Raw genomic sequence first — 13,876 nt, 5'->3', positions numbered from 1 at the left:
CGAAGGGGCGCCGAGGTACTTGTTAGAGACACGAGGCATTGGAAGGAATGTGCATGACCCTTCATGACGACCACCGTAAGCGACCCCGTCGTCGAGGGGATGCCCTTGTCAGCGCGATCTTGGAGGCCGCTGTCGAGGAGCTCACAGAGAAGGGCTACGCCGGGTTGACCATGGAATCCGTGGCGCAGCGGGCCGGCGCGAGCAAGGCGTCGTTGTACCGCCGCTGGGAAGGTCGGGCGGAGCTGGCGATGGACGCCGCCTACGCCTTGGCACCGTTGCCCGAGCAGATCCCCGACACCGGACACCTTCGCACCGACCTCCTAGAGGTGCTGCGCCAGATCACCGCGGCGCTGAGCGGGCCGGCCGGCGAGGCGTTACGCGGCGTCTTCGCGGAGGCCCTGCCTGAAGCCGGACGCGCCACCGAGTTACGCGCCCGTTCCCAAGGACGCAGCCGCAAACTGCTCACCGACGTGCTCCAGCGCGCCGCCGACCGCGGCGAGATCTCCCGCGAAGCGATCCTCCCGGCCCGCGTGCAGGTGGCACCGGCGATGCTGCGCAACTACCTGCTGCTGGAGAGCCGGCAACTCGACGATGCTCTGCTCGCCGAACTTGTCGACGACGTCCTCCTTCCGCTCTTCCGGTCGACCCCCAGCGAGTAGGGCGAGGCCACCGTCGCCGTCACTCAGCCGCCCCGTCGGTGAGTGCCGGCCGTTCCAGTTCCGCGAACTTGGCGGTCATCGTCGGGTTGCCCCTGGTGAGCTTCTTGACCGACAACGCCTCGGCCTTGTCATTGGCGAGACGCAGGTTGTTGGCCGACCTCCGCAGGTTCTCCTTGGTCTTCTCGAGATCCTCGATGGCCAGGTCGATCCGCTTGATCGCCTCGGCGAATTGCTCCGACGCGAGCCGGTAGTTGCGCGAGAACTTGTCCTGAAAGTCGAGCAGTTTGTCCTCGAAATCGGTGATGTCGATGTTCTGGGCCTGCATCCGCGCTAGGTCGTTGCGCGCCACCATCGTGCTCGATGCGGCGTTGCGCAGCAGCGTGATGATCGGGATGAAGAACTGCGGACGCACCACATACATCTTCTCGAATTTGTGCGACACGTCGACGATGCCGCCGTTGTACAGCTCGTTCTCCGGCTCCAGCATGGAGACCAGCACGGCATACTCGCACTTTTTCTGGGTGCGGTTCTTGTGGAGCTGCGCGAGAAAGTCCTCGTTCTTCTTCTTGGTCGAGGTGGTGTCGCTCTCGTTCTTCATCTCGAACATGATCGAGATGAACTCCACGCCGTCGTCGCTCTTCTCCCGGAAGATGTAGTCGCCCTTGCTGCCCGAGGACGCGTCGTTGTCCTTGCCGAACTCGGCATTCTGGAATCCCGTGGCGCGCAGTCGCTCGAACTCGATCTCGCAGTGCTGCTCCAGCGTCTCCCCCACCATCTTCGTGGAGAGCTTGGCCTTGAAGTCTTTGTACGACGCGATGGTCTCGTTCAGCACCTGCACTTCTTTGCCGTGCTGTTCGCGCAGGTTGGACTCGCGCAGCTGCTGCTCGGTCTCCTTGGCCTGCAGCGCACGGGCCAGATCGTCGCGTTCACGCTCGACGGTGCTCAGCGCCTCTTTGACGGCCAGTTGCTTCGTCACCTCGGACGTCTTTACCTCCGCCCGCAGCCTCTCCAGCTCCCTGGCCGCGTCGGCGGCCTGCTTCTCGAGCGCACGCTGGGCTTCTGCGGCTTCCTGCTCCAGCGCACGCCGGGTCTCCGCAGCCTCCTTCTCCAGAGCCCGCTGCGCGTCGGCGGCCTGTTTCTCCAACGCCAGCCGCGCTTCCAGATGCTGCTTCTCGACGTCGCCCACCGCCTGCTGCAACGCGAGCTGCTTGGCCACCTCTGCCGATTGAAGCTCGGCCTTCAGCGTCGCCAATTCCGCGTCTTTCTGGGCTTGCTCCTTCTCGAGGCGTCGAGTCACCTCGGTCTCGGCCAGCTGGACGGCGGTCTGCTTCTCTTTCTCCGCCAGCTCAAGACGCTCGTGCAGGGCCTTGTCGAATTCCTTGTCGCGCACCTGCATCACGATGTCGGCGTAGCCGGCCTCGTCGATCGTGAACGCCTTGCCGCAGTGCGGGCACTTGATCTCGTGCATCGTCGCCTCCAGTCGCCTCTCGCCACCACTTGTCGTCGTGCCAGTGGACTCTATCCCAGCCCTCCGACAGTCACGTCTCAGGCCCCGGACACAAAAGATGGGGCGGCATCCGAACCCGGATGCCGCCCCATGGACTCTTGCGTATGGGCTGGTCAGCGCGCCAGCACCGCCTCGGGGGTCTTCAGCGGAACCTCGGGGTCGGGCTGGTGGGTGAAGCGGTTGCGCAGGTCGCGGCGCACGATCTCGATGCTCCACATCCAGATGATGTGACCGAACAGCTCAGAGAAATGCTCCTGCCACGGCTGATCCCACGGCGCGGGCACCGTCTGCATGAGGGGCATCAGGAACTCGTGGAAGAACACGTGAAGGAAGATGCCGAAGGCCGCGCCTTGCCACAGCTTGATGCCGGGGAAGCGCTCGGCCACGACGCAGTAGAGCACACCGAAGAAGATGGCGAAGCCGAAGTGGATGATGAACGACGAGATGGGCAGATCCCAGCCGTTGAAGTGGATGGTGGCGCGCGAGATGGTCTCGGGGAAGCCGATCTGCTCAAGGATCGTCTGCGGCGGATTGACGGCGTTGCGCTCGGGGGTGCGGGGCGGGAAGGGTACCTCCCAGCCGAACTTGACGATGGCGGAGAACGCACCAGCGATGAGACCGACGAGCAGGGCCACGCGGTAGTTGCGTCGCGACGGCTCGGTGCTTTCCAGCAGCTTGGACATGAGTGTTCCTTTGCTCGTGAGAAGAGCCGGACCCGGTTCAGGAGACCGCAAGCGATCCGTCCATCAGACGGCCTCCCGGTGGCATCGGCTTGTGAACATGACAAAGCGTAGTAGTCGCGATTTTCTCGTCTTTAGCCGGGGTCGGTTAAGGGTTGCCTTACCTGCCACCATTGAAGGATGAGCACAGGAAACCTGACGGAGGAACAGCGCGATCGGGCCGCCGGAGTGTTGCTCGGCCAAGCCGTAGGAGACGCGCTCGGTGTGCCGTACGAGTTTGCCGCCCGCATACCAGTCGGTACCGCCGAGATGATCGGCGGTGGGCTAGGCCCCTACGAACCCGGCGAGTGGTCGGACGACACACAGATGGCATGCTGCATCGCGATCGTGACGGCGGCCGGCGGCAACCTCGTCACCGACGAGGGCCTCGACGCGGTCGCAGCGCAGTTCTCGCATTGGCGCGAGCGGGGCGCCTCCGACATCGGCAATCTCACGCGTGATGTGATCGACGCCGCTCAGGGAGGGGAAGGGTCGATTTCCACCCGGATGACAGCAGCCTCCTACGCCGAGGCAGCGCGCGATCGCGCCGGCAACGGCGCGCTGATGCGCACGGGCATCGTCGGTCTGGTGGCTCTCCAGGACCGGATCGTCACCGCTGCCGCCGCCGCGGCCGTTTCCAGGCTCACTCATGCCCATGCGCTGTGTGTCGAGTCGAGCGTGCTGTGGTCTGAGGCCGTGCGGGTGGCCGTCCTCGAAGGCGTGCTCGACGTCAAGAGTGGGCTCGACCTGATTCCCGAAGGGGCGAGAGCACGCTGGGAGAACTGGATCGACGAGGCCGAAGGATCGGACCCCGAGACCTTCTCCCCCAACGGCTGGACTGTGAGCGCGCTTCAGGCGGCGTGGTCGTCCATCCATGCGACCCGTCATCTCACTGGCCGGGCTCATCTCGAGGCTTCCTTGCAGACGGCGGTCGCGATCGGGGACGACACCGACACCGTCGCGGCCATTGCCGGCGCCCTCCTTGGTGCACGTTACGGAGCCTCGGCCATACCCGAGGAATGGGTCGGCACGGTGCACGGCTGGCCCGGCATGCGCAGCGGGGATCTGATCAAGCTGGCGCGACAGACCGCGGCGCACGTCGTTGCATGATCGATGGCGGGAGCCTGGCCGAGCCGGCCGAGTTCCCGCCCCGTCTCTCATGCAAACCCCTCATGCAGTCCCGCTCTAGGAATGCCGATGACCAATACACAGGTGACCCTCGGCCTCATCGCCATCTTCATCGGCGTGGCGATCGGGGTCATTTTGTTCGTTCCGTTCGTGATGGTCAGCTATCGCCGGCGCGGGCATCTGTCGTTCGCGCGATGGATGCTGTGCTACGGCGGCTCTCCCCTGCCCACTGTGCTAGCTCGCCTACTCCGCTGGGCGGGTGGCGTCGCGGGTCTCTCCGCGCTCGGCATTCCCGAGGGCGCCTTCAATCTCGTTTCCATCGCCCTGTTTGTGCTGGCCTGCGTGCTGCCGTTCTTCACCGCGAACGGACGAGGCCTGCCTGGCCTGATCTCTGGACAGGGTCTTCACGACGCCCGCGAGTGACCTTCTGGCCGGCTTTGCCACTATCGAGCAAGCGGTCGCTGAAATAAAAGTGGCTGAGAGGGGGGTATCTGTACGTATTGCACAGATACCCCCCTCTCAGCCACTTTTATTTCAGTCACCCGGTGATTCACTTCCGGCGGATGTGCTTCCGCTCCCGGATGACCTGCAGCAAGCTCGCTTGGGTGGCCTCCCAGTCGGTCCAGATCTGGTGATATGTGAGGCGGATTGTGTCGTAGCCTCGCATCCGGGTCTCCAGATCGCGGCGGCGATCGTTCTGATGCTCCTCTTTCGAGCGGTGGTGCGCGTCGCTGTCGCATTCCACGATCAGTCGATCGCCCACGACCAGATCCACATCGCCTATCCCCTCCAACCCCACTTGCGGGCGGACGGGGACTCTCCTCAGCTGAAAGAACAGGCGGACCCGGGTCTCGCTCCCAGATTCAGCCTCACTCAAGAACCTCATCTCGTGACGGCGCCCCGCGGGCAGCTGAGCGACGAGATCCTGCACGTCATAAGGCCCGATCATCGCCTTGTCCACCGCAGATTCCAGGAGAATCAGCGCCGTCTCCCGATCGTGGTGGCGGATAGCCTGAGCCAAGCAGTCCTCCAGCGGCCACACCGCATCCTTCGGGCAGGACTTCCCTGTCGGATGCAGGCACACTCCCGATCGCGACCGGGGTCGGTTGCCGTTGTCATACGCCACGTGGAGTTTGAAGTCGTCTGGCACCCACAGTCCGTGGAACGCACAGCCGCTGAGGCAACCCAGTCTTCCGCCTACCTGCAACGCCCGCACCACCTTCTGATTGGCGAACACCGTCGCGTACCAGCCCCGACAGACTCTCGTCAGCTCGCCGGTCGCGACGCGACGTTCAACCTCGCGGCGACTCATGACTCCCAACAGGTCGTGGATGGACCTCACTCCTTGATCTCTCATACCCACGTTATTGGCTGCCGCCTCTCGGATTTCTCACGCACTTTGTGGCCTGTGGATTTCTTCCAGCTACGTATACGGCGCGATCTGTACCTATTGCGCAGATCGCGCCGCATACGTGGCTGGACGAAAAGCACACCGCCTCCGAGCCGCGTTGGCCGGTAGCGTTGGTCCATGACCAAGACCTCGTGCGACAAGCTGGTGGGGACATTCGGCCTGAAAGCAAGGGGCTCATGACGGGGCGCGCTGGCGGCACACCGGAGCGTCCGGCCGTCTTCTTCGCCGACGCTGCAGAGTTTCGGACCTGGCTGAAGGCGCATCACGCCACCGCCACCGAGCTGTGGATGGGGCTCTACAAGAAGCATGTTCCTAATCGTGGTCTGACCTGGGAGGACGCCGTGATCGAAGCGCTCTGCTTCGGCTGGATCGACTCGGTGGCGCAGCGCATCGACGATGACGCCACCCGTCAGCGCTGGACGCCCCGCAAGAAGGGCAGCACCTGGAGCAAGGTCAATGTCGCTCATGTGGAACGGCTGATCGCGGAGGGCAGGATGACGCCCGCGGGTCTGGCCGCCTACGAAGCCCGCGACCCCGCCAAGACCGGTATCTACAGCTTCGAGCAGGACAACCACGCGTTCACTCCCGAGCACGCAGCCCTGCTGGCGGGCAACGTCGACGCGCAGCGCTGGTGGGACGCGGCGACGGAGAGCTACCGGCGGGTCGCGATGCATTGGGTGGCAGGCGCCAAACAGCAGGCGACGCGGGATCGTCGAATGGCGCAGCTCATTGAGGACTCCGCGGCCGGGCGGCTGATCCCGTCGCAGCGCTACGGCGAGGAGCCCGCCTGGGTGAAGCGGAATCGGAAAGAGCTGGGGATAGGCCCCGTCGACGCGGAGTAGCCACAACCCTGTTTCGGCCCTGTTGCGGCGCACTGGCCCGCGCTGGCACCCCGGTGGTGGGAAAATGCCTTATGGCGACAACCTGGCGCGATCTCATCCTCGACCAACTCGACTTCTACTGGAACGCCCACCTCTGGCCGCGCCTCGATGGGCTGCACGATCACGAGTACCTGTGGGAGCCGGCGGCGGGCGCGTGGTCGCTGCGCGAGGGCGACGACGGCGTCGTGCGGATCGAGTCCGTCTCCCCTGAGCCCCCGGTGGCACCGATCACGACGATCGCCTGGCGGATGGCCCACGTCGGCCGCGACGTCTTCGGCAAACGCGCCCGGGCACTGTTCCTTCACTGGGATGCTCCGGACGAAGCCACGATGTTCGACGACGTGTTCTGGCCGGAGCCCCTCCCCTTGACGGCGGAGGGTGGCTTGGAACTGCTGCAGCAGGGCTATTCGCTGTGGCGCGGCGCTCTCGCGGAGATGAACGACGAGATGATCCTTGAGGAACTCGGTCCCCGCGGCGGCCCGTACGAAAAGGACTCGATTGCCGCGCTGGCCATGCACCTGAACCGGGAGATGATGGCTCATGGCGCGGAAATCTGTCTGCTGCGCGACCTGTATCGCGCGAAATTCGATCACGGCGACCCGATGATCCGTGCCGCCTACGCCGGCTGGGCGCCAGACCTCGAGAACCAGCTCCGGCACCGCGGCACCGAGCAGATTTCGCGGTACTACCCGTCGCTGTTGGTCGAGATCGCGGCTCTTCATCATTGGGACGCCGTGCAGGCATTGATCGAGGCGGGGTTCCCCGTCACCGGCACAGTAGCCAGCGGCGCCACCGCCCTTCACTACGCCGCGGCCTGCGGCCAGTTGGAGCTGGTGAAAGATCTCCTCGCTCGCGGGGCCGACCCAGCCGCGACGGAGTCCACCTTCGGGCTCACTCCCCTCGGGTGGGCCGAACACTTCCAGCAGTCAGAGGTGGCTACCGTGCTTCGAGCAGCAACGCAGGACGCATGAGCACGCAGCTCTTCGACGACGCGTCCCCCGCCCTTGCCGTCGTCCTGACCGTGCGCTTCCTGCTGGAACTCGCGCTTCTGGCGGGCGCCGCGTACCTCGCCTGGACGACGGTGCCAGGCTGGTGGCGGTGGCCGGCGGCCACGCTGGCCGTCGTCGTCATCGGCGTGGTCTGGGGTCTCTTCCTTTCGCCCAAGGCCTCGATCGAAATCCATCCGGTCGTCGCACTGGCGCTGGAAGCAGCGCTCTTCGTCGGCGTCGGCGCCGCCTCGGCCTTCGCCACACCGATGCTCATCCCAGCCGTGATCGGCGTCGTGGTGTGGGCGGTCGACCGGATCGCCCTGGCGGTCCTCACGGGATCGATCGCGACGCATTAGCCAAGCGGATGCGATGATGAACCGATGGACACAGTGACAGGCGACTTCGAGATCACCTTCGACGAGTTGCGCGTCGTCGCCCGCTATGTGGCCGAGTGCGCGCAAGAGCTTCTTCCACACTTCGAAGCGGCACATCCCGACGATCCGCGCCCGCGCGCCGCCATCGATGCCGCATGGAGGTTTGTCGACGGTGAGCCGCGCACCAAGTTGCAGCGCGTCACCTCGATGGCCGCACACCGCGCGGCGTGGGCGGCCCCGACCGAGGTGGCTCGCCTCGCCGCGGAGGCCGCCGGCGATGCCGCGTCCGCCGCCTACCTGCATCCGATCGCGAAGGCTCACCAAGTGGCTCACATCCTTCGTGCCGCAGCCAACGTGGCGAGGATTGCCGAGATCCAGGCTGGAGAGGATCCCACCGCGTCAGAGCAGAAACTTGCAGAGGCGCGTGCCCGCGCCACGCCGACTTTGATCGACGTGCTTCGACGCTATCCGCCAGGCCCAGTCGGCAAGAGCCGTACTGCTCGCCTCATGAGCACCCTGGACTCTGCACTTCGCGAACAGCGCCCGAGAGTCGGTCTCTGACCGCGGTGACGGGCACAGGACTCGTTCAGCGGTCGCACAAGAGACTCACAGCAAGGCCCGCCATGCTGGAAGCAGCCGCGACGCCAGCGGCCAGCACTACCGGAGGAGGACCAGCAATGGCTACCCGTATCCCCATCCCCGACCAGACCCCGAGTGGCCCGGCCTACGAAGGCCGTCTGCTCGATCGGCCCGAGGAAGAGGTCGTCGATCAAGGAGCGAGTTTCGATCTCGCCACCTTGTTCCATCGCCGAGCGCTGGTCGGGGCGGGTCTGTTGGGAGTGAGCGCAGCCGCGCTGGCCGCATGCACGACTGATGGCTCCGTCGATCCAACGACGGCTGCCACCTCGTCCGGATCCACCGGCGAGATCCCCGACGAGACCGCCGGTCCCTATCCGGCCGACGGATCGAACGGACCCAATGTGTTGGATCAGTCGGGGATCGTGCGCTCCGACATCCGGTCGAGCATCGGCGTCGACGACCCGGTGGACGGCGTGCCGCTGGAGTTCTCCTTCACGGTGACCGACATGGCCAACGACGACGCCCCGTTCGCGGGTGTGGCCGTGTACGCATGGCACTGCGACGCGCAAGGGCTGTACTCGATGTACTCGGAAGGCGTCGAGGACCAGACGTGGCTGCGCGGCGTGCAGGTGGCCGACGCCAACGGCACCGTCACCTTCACCTCGATCCTTCCTGGCTGCTACCTGGGCCGGTGGACCCACATCCATTTCGAGGTGTATCCCGGCGTTGAGTCGATCACCGACTCCACCAACGCCATCGCGACCTCCCAGCTCGCCTTCCCGAAGGAGGTGCTGGACGTGGTCTACCAGCTGCCCGTCTATGACGGCTCAGCGAAGAACCTGGCCCAGGTCACGCTGGAAAGCGACAACGTGTTCGGCGAGGACAGCGCGGAACTGCAGATGGCCACCATAAACGGCAACACCGACGGTTACGTCGCGTCCCTCGCCGTACGGATCGACACCAGCACCGAGCCCACTGGCGGCGGTGTCGGTGGCGGACCGGGTGGCGGTGGCCCGGGAGGACCGCCTCCGTCCCGATAGAAGGACTGGGCCGAGCCCGTCGGCCTCGACGGTGAACGCCTGCACGGTTCTAGCTGTGCACAGCTAGAGCTGCGATGGGATGCTTGGCCTTCAACTATTGTCAGCAGCAATAGCCGTGCGCGCCTCAGTGAACAACTCCTGCAGCGAGACGTTCCACGCAGGTAGATCGGCCGAGAGAGTCATCCAAGTGAGGCTTCGATTGATCTCGTCGTACTGGTGGATCAGGAAGTTACGGTTGGCTATCGCCAATGCCCAAGCGACTCCATCGGGAGCAAGCAAGCCGAGCTTCGAGAGTCGATTAGCCGCTTCGCCGATCTTCATCATCAGTGAGTCCCCTGCCTCCTGCAAGAGATCGTCGGCCAGATAGGCATTCTTGCCGCGGGATGTGATCTCGTCGACTCTTTCCAACCAACCTTGGATATGAAGAAGCTCTTTGGCTGCCCTGCGCTCCATCACAGCACGACCGCCTCTCGTCGAATGTCGTCGTCCAGATCTGGGGTGAGACCTCCACGTTCGACGAGATCGATCGTACGGCCAAGGACGTGCTCCAGCAGCAGCTTGAAACCGACGAAGTCGAAGGACGAAGCCCCTGCGGGCGCGTTGATGAGCAGGTCGATGTCGGAGTCTTGTCGTGCTTCGCCCCGGGCTACTGATCCGAAGACCGCGATGTCGGTGTAGCCCCGCTCCTCCGCCAGTGCTTTGATCACCGGCGCAGCAGCGTCGAGCAGCAACTTTGGATGGATGGTCTCGAGATTGGGAGCAAACTTCAGTTGCTGGCTTATCGCGGGCTGACTGATGCCGAGCTCGCGCGCAATCTGTTGCTGGGTCGCACCCGTAGCGATCAGTGCGCGCAAGGCAATAACGCGGCGTAACCGGGCGAGATCCTCCTCGCGACGCGCTGTCTCGTACTCAAGCAGAAGGCTCATAAGGGTATCTTATCAAGCTAGGTGTCGATGAAGACAGGCGCTGCTGTGCGCGCGAATCGCTGATCATCCTTACAGCCCCACTGCCCGCAGGTGTTGATCGCCCCTCGCCTACTGGTAGTGGAGTATCCGCCGAGGCGCGACCAAGCGACGACGCGCCGATGATGCTGCGCGTCCTCAGAGATGTGGCTCACAACGGACTCACAGAAACGGCATAGAGACCCCACAGTGGCGCTCCGTAGCGTCGTGAATGGAACAACCGCACACCATTCACGACGGAGACCGACCATGACATCTCGACCCCGCCGCATCCTCGGCGCCTTCCTCGCCGGCATTGCCATCACCGCGACCCTCGCCGCCTGCACCTCACCCATCGAAGAGACCGCTCAGGCCGCAGAGAACCCGGCCACCAGCTCTACCTCCTCGTCAGCCTCCTCATCGGCTTCGACTGAGGTCGCCACGAGCGAGACCACCGAAACCACCAACGACGCCACCACGGACACCGAGGCCGACTCGTCGTCCACCTACACCGACGGCGAGTACACGGCCTCCGGCTCGTACACCACCCCGGGCGGTCGGGAGTCGGTGACGGTCACCGTCACCCTGGTCGACGACGTGGTGACCGCCCTCACCGTCGACGGCAGCGCCGAGCGGGGCGACTCGCTGCGCTACCAGTCGGAGTTCGTCGAGAACATCGCGTCCGAGGTGGTGGGCGTCGCGATCGACGACCTCGACGTCTCCAAGGTGGCCGGGTCGTCGCTCACCAGCGGCGGCTTCAACGACGCGATCAGCCAGATCGCTGCCGAGGCCCAGGCCTGAGGAGGGCGCCATGTCCGCATCCAGCACAGCGTCAGCGACCCGCACGCCTTCCGTCCTCGACCTTTCCTTCGACGCCATCGGCGTGCCCTGGAGCGTGGAGGCCGTGGGGTCGCTCCCCGCCGGCGCCGGGAACGCCGTGCACGAGCGGATCGCGCTGTTCGACCAGGTCTGGTCGCGCTTCCGGGATGATTCCCTCGTCGCGGTGGCGGCGCGATCGGCGGGCACCACGCGATTCCCCGACGAGGCCGACCGGCTCTTCGCGCTCTACCGCGAGTTGTATGAGGCGACGCACGGTGCGGTCACTCCGTTCGTGGGCGACACGCTGGCCACGCTCGGGTACGGCCCGGCCGGGATGGTGGCGGCCGACGCCCCTCCCGCCTGGGATGAGGTGGCCCGCGTCGACGGCAGCACCGTCCAGACGATGCGCCCCGTCACGATCGACATCGGCGCGGCCGGCAAGGGCCTGCTGGTGGACTTAGTCGGGGACCTGCTCGACGAGCTCGGCGCCGGCTCATCCGTCGTGAACGCCTCGGGCGACCTCCGCATCCGCCGCGCCGCGCGACCGGTACGCGTCGCGCTGGAGCACCCGCACGACCCCCGTCGCGCGGTCGGGCTGGTGGAGATCTCCGACGGGGCCATCTGCGCCTCGGCCGGCAATCGGCGCACCTGGGGCGACGGACTCCACCACATGCTCGACGGGCGCACCGGTCGACCGGTGCACGACGTCGTCGCCACCTGGGCGGTGGCCGACACCGCGATGCTCGCCGACGGCGCCGCGACCGCCTTGTTCTTCCTCTCGCCGTCCGAGCTGTGGGAGCGCTTCGGCGTGCACGGCGTGCGCATGACTGGCGACGGGATGATCGAGCGCACGCGCGCCTTCCCGGGAACGGTGTTCTCGTGATCGCCCGGGCGTGGGCCGCGATCGGCCGAGCCCCGATGTACCGCGTCGTGCTGTGCGCCTTGGCCGTGCTGGCGGGTGCGTCCTTCGTCGCGTCGGCGGTGGGATGGCTGTACTACTCCCCCGCCGAGCTGGCGGCGCTGCTGGGCGTGGTGGTCGTCGTCACCGTCGGCGCCTCCCGACTGGCTGCTCGCGTCTGGCGCGCCGAGTCGCACAACGAGTCGTCGCTGATCACGGCGCTTCTGCTGTTCTTCATCCTCAAGCCCGGCCTCGAGGCGGGCGACCTGATCGCCGCTGTGGTCGGGGCCGCCGTCGCCGGCTTGTCGAAATTCGTCCTGGCCTGGCGCGGACGGCATCTGTTCAACCCGGCCGCCGTCGGTGCGTTCGTCGTGACCGCGACGGGCATCGGCGCGAGCTACTGGTGGGTCGGCAGCTCCGTCCTGGTGTGGGCCGTGATCCCGGTGGCCCCCGTCGTCGTGATCCGGCTGCGGCAGGAGCTGTTGGCGTCTGTCGCGCTGCTCGTGGGCCTCGTGGTTTATATGGTCAGCGCGATCACCTGGGGTTCCGGGGCGCTGGAGGCGCTGCAGACGGCAGTGGCCTCGACGGCGCTGATCTTCTTCGCGGCGTTCATGGTGACCGAACCACTCACGCTGCCGCCGCGACGATGGCAGCGGATGACGGTCGCGGTGGTCACCGGAGCGCTGTTCGCCGCGCCCATCCCGCTGGGCGTCCTCAGCATGAGCCCGCAGTTGGCGCTCCTGGTGGGCAACGTGATCGGCTTCGCCTTCGGACAACGCCGCGCCATCCGCCTCACCCTTCGCGAGACGCGACGCTCCGCCGACGGCACGGTCGAGATGATCTTCGACGCGGCCACCCCCATCCGCTTCCGGGCCGGTCAGGCCATCGAACTGCATACTCCTGGTGTGGGGCTCGGGAGCCGCGGTGGAAGCCGGCGAGTGTTTAGCCTGGTCTCCGCGCCGTCCGATGGGCATGAGGTGCGCGTCGCGTTCGTGCTGCCGGAGCACCCCAGCGCAGCCAAGCGCCAGCTCGTGAGTATGAAGCCTGGAGACGAGATCCGCGCGACCGGTGTCGCCGGCGACTTCGTCCCACCCTCCGACGACCAACCCGTCGTGATGCTCGCGGCCGGAATCGGCGTAACGCCGTTCATCAGCTGGCTGCGCGAAGCGCGGGCACAGGGACACCGCCAGGACGCCGTGTTGGTGTGGGCGGCACGCGACCCTGAGTCCGCCCACTTCCGCGAGGAACTCGCCGAGCTCGGTGCACGGGTGATCCTGGTCAGCCGCACCGCACCCTCGCAGTTGCACCCACGAGAGACCTGGGCTGGGCCGATCCGCCTCGACGGCGAACGAGTTGCCGACATTCTCCCCGACCTGTCGCAGCGAGACGCCTACATCTCCGGCACCCCACACTTCGTCACCAACCTCCGTCGCGGATTGACATCCCGCGCCCATCGCGTCCACACCGACGCCTTCGCCGGCTACTGAATAGGTGCCCAGCTGTCGGGCCGTGACCATCACCGTCACCGGCGCAAGGTAGAACCGATATACATCACCATCGGCGGCTCCCATGCCAGGGCTATGCCGAGTGATTGTCTATCCCGAAGTAATCTCGGGGGCATTGCTGTCGGACAGCCCAGGACATGGCTACCGCCGGACCCTAGCCCCCACTATGTCCGGATGGTACCTAGCGGCTATCAACTGGACGATGCTGTGCGCTGCGGCCGTACTGAGAAGATCACTTCGGCTGCGCTGGACGGCTTCGTAGTTGGATTGCAGCGCCCGGTTGCCGAGTGCACGAAACTGGCTCTTCGTACTTGCGGTGGGTGGGCGACACGCTGGGTGAGGGTGGTGTGCTGAGGTAGGGGTCGAGGCCCTCAGGATCAGGAGTTACCACACTCCCTGTTCCGAGGACCTCGACGATGAACCAGC

General features: G+C 65.8%; 16 protein-coding genes. 11 read left to right on the top strand and 5 right to left on the bottom strand.

The features are described 5' to 3' along the window. The first annotated feature begins 53 nt into the window (after positions 1 to 53). Positions 54 to 659: a TetR/AcrR family transcriptional regulator gene (locus P0D62_RS15250; protein WP_275703414.1), complete on the top strand. Its 606-nt coding sequence runs from the start codon at positions 54 to 56 to the stop codon at positions 657 to 659. A gap of 19 nt (positions 660 to 678) precedes the next feature. Here P0D62_RS15250 and P0D62_RS15245 read toward each other — a convergent pair whose 3' ends face one another. After that, positions 679 to 2,127: a DUF2130 domain-containing protein gene (locus tag P0D62_RS15245; RefSeq protein ID WP_275703413.1), complete on the bottom strand. Its 1,449-nt coding sequence runs from the start codon at positions 2,125 to 2,127 to the stop codon at positions 679 to 681. 152 nt (positions 2,128 to 2,279) lie between these two features. Then, positions 2,280 to 2,849: a YagU family protein gene (locus P0D62_RS15240; protein ID WP_275703412.1), complete on the bottom strand. Its 570-nt coding sequence runs from the start codon at positions 2,847 to 2,849 to the stop codon at positions 2,280 to 2,282. A 177-nt stretch (positions 2,850 to 3,026) separates the two neighbouring features. On the opposite strand from P0D62_RS15240, the gene P0D62_RS15235 reads away from it, so the two are divergent. After that, positions 3,027 to 3,995 (top strand): ADP-ribosylglycohydrolase family protein, encoded by a 969-nt coding sequence (locus P0D62_RS15235; RefSeq protein ID WP_275703411.1) that lies wholly within the window; start codon positions 3,027 to 3,029, stop codon positions 3,993 to 3,995. A gap of 87 nt (positions 3,996 to 4,082) precedes the next feature. Then, complete coding sequence (locus P0D62_RS15230) at positions 4,083 to 4,436, top strand: hypothetical protein (protein ID WP_275703410.1); 354 nt, start codon at positions 4,083 to 4,085, stop codon at positions 4,434 to 4,436. Between the two features lie 127 nt (positions 4,437 to 4,563). Here the strand turns inward: P0D62_RS15230 and P0D62_RS15225 are convergent, their stop codons facing one another. Next, positions 4,564 to 5,325: an endonuclease domain-containing protein gene (locus tag P0D62_RS15225; RefSeq protein ID WP_275703409.1), complete on the bottom strand. Its 762-nt coding sequence runs from the start codon at positions 5,323 to 5,325 to the stop codon at positions 4,564 to 4,566. Positions 5,326 to 5,600: 275 nt separating this feature from the next. On the opposite strand from P0D62_RS15225, the gene P0D62_RS15220 reads away from it, so the two are divergent. From P0D62_RS15220 to P0D62_RS15200, 5 genes are all read left to right on the top strand, one after another. After that, complete coding sequence (locus tag P0D62_RS15220; RefSeq protein WP_275703408.1) at positions 5,601 to 6,266, top strand: YdeI/OmpD-associated family protein; 666 nt, start codon at positions 5,601 to 5,603, stop codon at positions 6,264 to 6,266. 71 nt (positions 6,267 to 6,337) lie between these two features. After that, positions 6,338 to 7,276, top strand: coding sequence for an ankyrin repeat domain-containing protein (locus P0D62_RS15215; protein ID WP_275703407.1), 939 nt, complete (start codon positions 6,338 to 6,340; stop codon positions 7,274 to 7,276). Continuing rightward, positions 7,273 to 7,650, top strand: coding sequence for a DUF2568 domain-containing protein (locus tag P0D62_RS15210; protein ID WP_275703406.1), 378 nt, complete (start codon positions 7,273 to 7,275; stop codon positions 7,648 to 7,650). The genes P0D62_RS15215 and P0D62_RS15210 overlap by 4 nt, the downstream gene beginning before the upstream one ends. Before the next feature lie 24 nt (positions 7,651 to 7,674). Continuing rightward, entirely contained in the window at positions 7,675 to 8,229 is a 555-nt protein-coding gene (locus P0D62_RS15205; RefSeq protein ID WP_275703405.1) for a putative immunity protein, read from the top strand. Between the two features lie 116 nt (positions 8,230 to 8,345). Beyond that, on the top strand, positions 8,346 to 9,287 hold the full coding sequence (locus P0D62_RS15200; RefSeq protein WP_275703404.1) for an intradiol ring-cleavage dioxygenase: 942 nt from the start codon (positions 8,346 to 8,348) through the stop codon (positions 9,285 to 9,287). Between the two features lie 90 nt (positions 9,288 to 9,377). On the opposite strand, the gene P0D62_RS15195 is transcribed toward P0D62_RS15200, so the two are convergent. Together P0D62_RS15195 and P0D62_RS15190 are read right to left on the bottom strand one after the other, a co-directional pair. Continuing rightward, positions 9,378 to 9,740: a HepT-like ribonuclease domain-containing protein gene (locus tag P0D62_RS15195; RefSeq protein ID WP_275703470.1), complete on the bottom strand. Its 363-nt coding sequence runs from the start codon at positions 9,738 to 9,740 to the stop codon at positions 9,378 to 9,380. Continuing rightward, positions 9,740 to 10,213 (bottom strand): nucleotidyltransferase domain-containing protein, encoded by a 474-nt coding sequence (locus P0D62_RS15190; RefSeq protein ID WP_275703403.1) that lies wholly within the window; start codon positions 10,211 to 10,213, stop codon positions 9,740 to 9,742. The genes P0D62_RS15195 and P0D62_RS15190 overlap by 1 nt, the downstream gene beginning before the upstream one ends. A gap of 285 nt (positions 10,214 to 10,498) precedes the next feature. On the opposite strand from P0D62_RS15190, the gene P0D62_RS15185 reads away from it, so the two are divergent. Genes P0D62_RS15185 through P0D62_RS15175 form a run of 3 tightly spaced genes read left to right on the top strand, consistent with a single transcriptional unit; the run spans position 10,499 to position 13,432 of the window. Further along, the gene (locus P0D62_RS15185; protein ID WP_275703402.1) at positions 10,499 to 11,029 is read left to right on the top strand and encodes a hypothetical protein; all 531 of its coding nucleotides are present in this window, start codon (positions 10,499 to 10,501) and stop codon (positions 11,027 to 11,029) included. A 10-nt stretch (positions 11,030 to 11,039) separates the two neighbouring features. Continuing rightward, positions 11,040 to 11,930: an FAD:protein FMN transferase gene (locus P0D62_RS15180; protein ID WP_275703401.1), complete on the top strand. Its 891-nt coding sequence runs from the start codon at positions 11,040 to 11,042 to the stop codon at positions 11,928 to 11,930. After that, positions 11,927 to 13,432: a ferredoxin--NADP reductase gene (locus P0D62_RS15175; RefSeq protein WP_275703400.1), complete on the top strand. Its 1,506-nt coding sequence runs from the start codon at positions 11,927 to 11,929 to the stop codon at positions 13,430 to 13,432. Before P0D62_RS15180 ends, P0D62_RS15175 begins: the two co-directional genes overlap by 4 nt. Positions 13,433 to 13,876 lie beyond the last annotated feature (444 nt).

Source organism: Tessaracoccus caeni (genome assembly GCF_029211185.1).
GTDB lineage: Bacteria > Actinomycetota > Actinomycetes > Propionibacteriales > Propionibacteriaceae > Arachnia > Arachnia caeni.
This window is presented reverse-complemented; position numbering and strand designations above follow the sequence as displayed.

What these genes read in the sequence shown, in the direction of transcription:
- P0D62_RS15225 (WP_275703409.1), bottom strand. Translation starts at nt 5,325, where the DNA reads ATGAGTCGCCGCGAGGTTGAACGTCGCGTCGCGACCGGCGAGCTGACG.
- P0D62_RS15205 (WP_275703405.1), top strand. Translation starts at nt 7,675, where the DNA reads ATGGACACAGTGACAGGCGACTTCGAGATCACCTTCGACGAGTTGCGC.
- P0D62_RS15220 (WP_275703408.1), top strand. Translation starts at nt 5,601, where the DNA reads ATGACGGGGCGCGCTGGCGGCACACCGGAGCGTCCGGCCGTCTTCTTC.
- P0D62_RS15245 (WP_275703413.1), bottom strand. Translation starts at nt 2,127, where the DNA reads ATGCACGAGATCAAGTGCCCGCACTGCGGCAAGGCGTTCACGATCGAC.
- P0D62_RS15250 (WP_275703414.1), top strand. Translation starts at nt 54, where the DNA reads ATGACCCTTCATGACGACCACCGTAAGCGACCCCGTCGTCGAGGGGAT.
- P0D62_RS15230 (WP_275703410.1), top strand. Translation starts at nt 4,083, where the DNA reads ATGACCAATACACAGGTGACCCTCGGCCTCATCGCCATCTTCATCGGC.
- P0D62_RS15215 (WP_275703407.1), top strand. Translation starts at nt 6,338, where the DNA reads ATGGCGACAACCTGGCGCGATCTCATCCTCGACCAACTCGACTTCTAC.
- P0D62_RS15185 (WP_275703402.1), top strand. Translation starts at nt 10,499, where the DNA reads ATGACATCTCGACCCCGCCGCATCCTCGGCGCCTTCCTCGCCGGCATT.
- P0D62_RS15240 (WP_275703412.1), bottom strand. Translation starts at nt 2,849, where the DNA reads ATGTCCAAGCTGCTGGAAAGCACCGAGCCGTCGCGACGCAACTACCGC.
- P0D62_RS15195 (WP_275703470.1), bottom strand. Translation starts at nt 9,740, where the DNA reads ATGGAGCGCAGGGCAGCCAAAGAGCTTCTTCATATCCAAGGTTGGTTG.
- P0D62_RS15200 (WP_275703404.1), top strand. Translation starts at nt 8,346, where the DNA reads ATGGCTACCCGTATCCCCATCCCCGACCAGACCCCGAGTGGCCCGGCC.
- P0D62_RS15190 (WP_275703403.1), bottom strand. Translation starts at nt 10,213, where the DNA reads ATGAGCCTTCTGCTTGAGTACGAGACAGCGCGTCGCGAGGAGGATCTC.
- P0D62_RS15235 (WP_275703411.1), top strand. Translation starts at nt 3,027, where the DNA reads ATGAGCACAGGAAACCTGACGGAGGAACAGCGCGATCGGGCCGCCGGA.
- P0D62_RS15180 (WP_275703401.1), top strand. Translation starts at nt 11,040, where the DNA reads ATGTCCGCATCCAGCACAGCGTCAGCGACCCGCACGCCTTCCGTCCTC.
- P0D62_RS15210 (WP_275703406.1), top strand. Translation starts at nt 7,273, where the DNA reads ATGAGCACGCAGCTCTTCGACGACGCGTCCCCCGCCCTTGCCGTCGTC.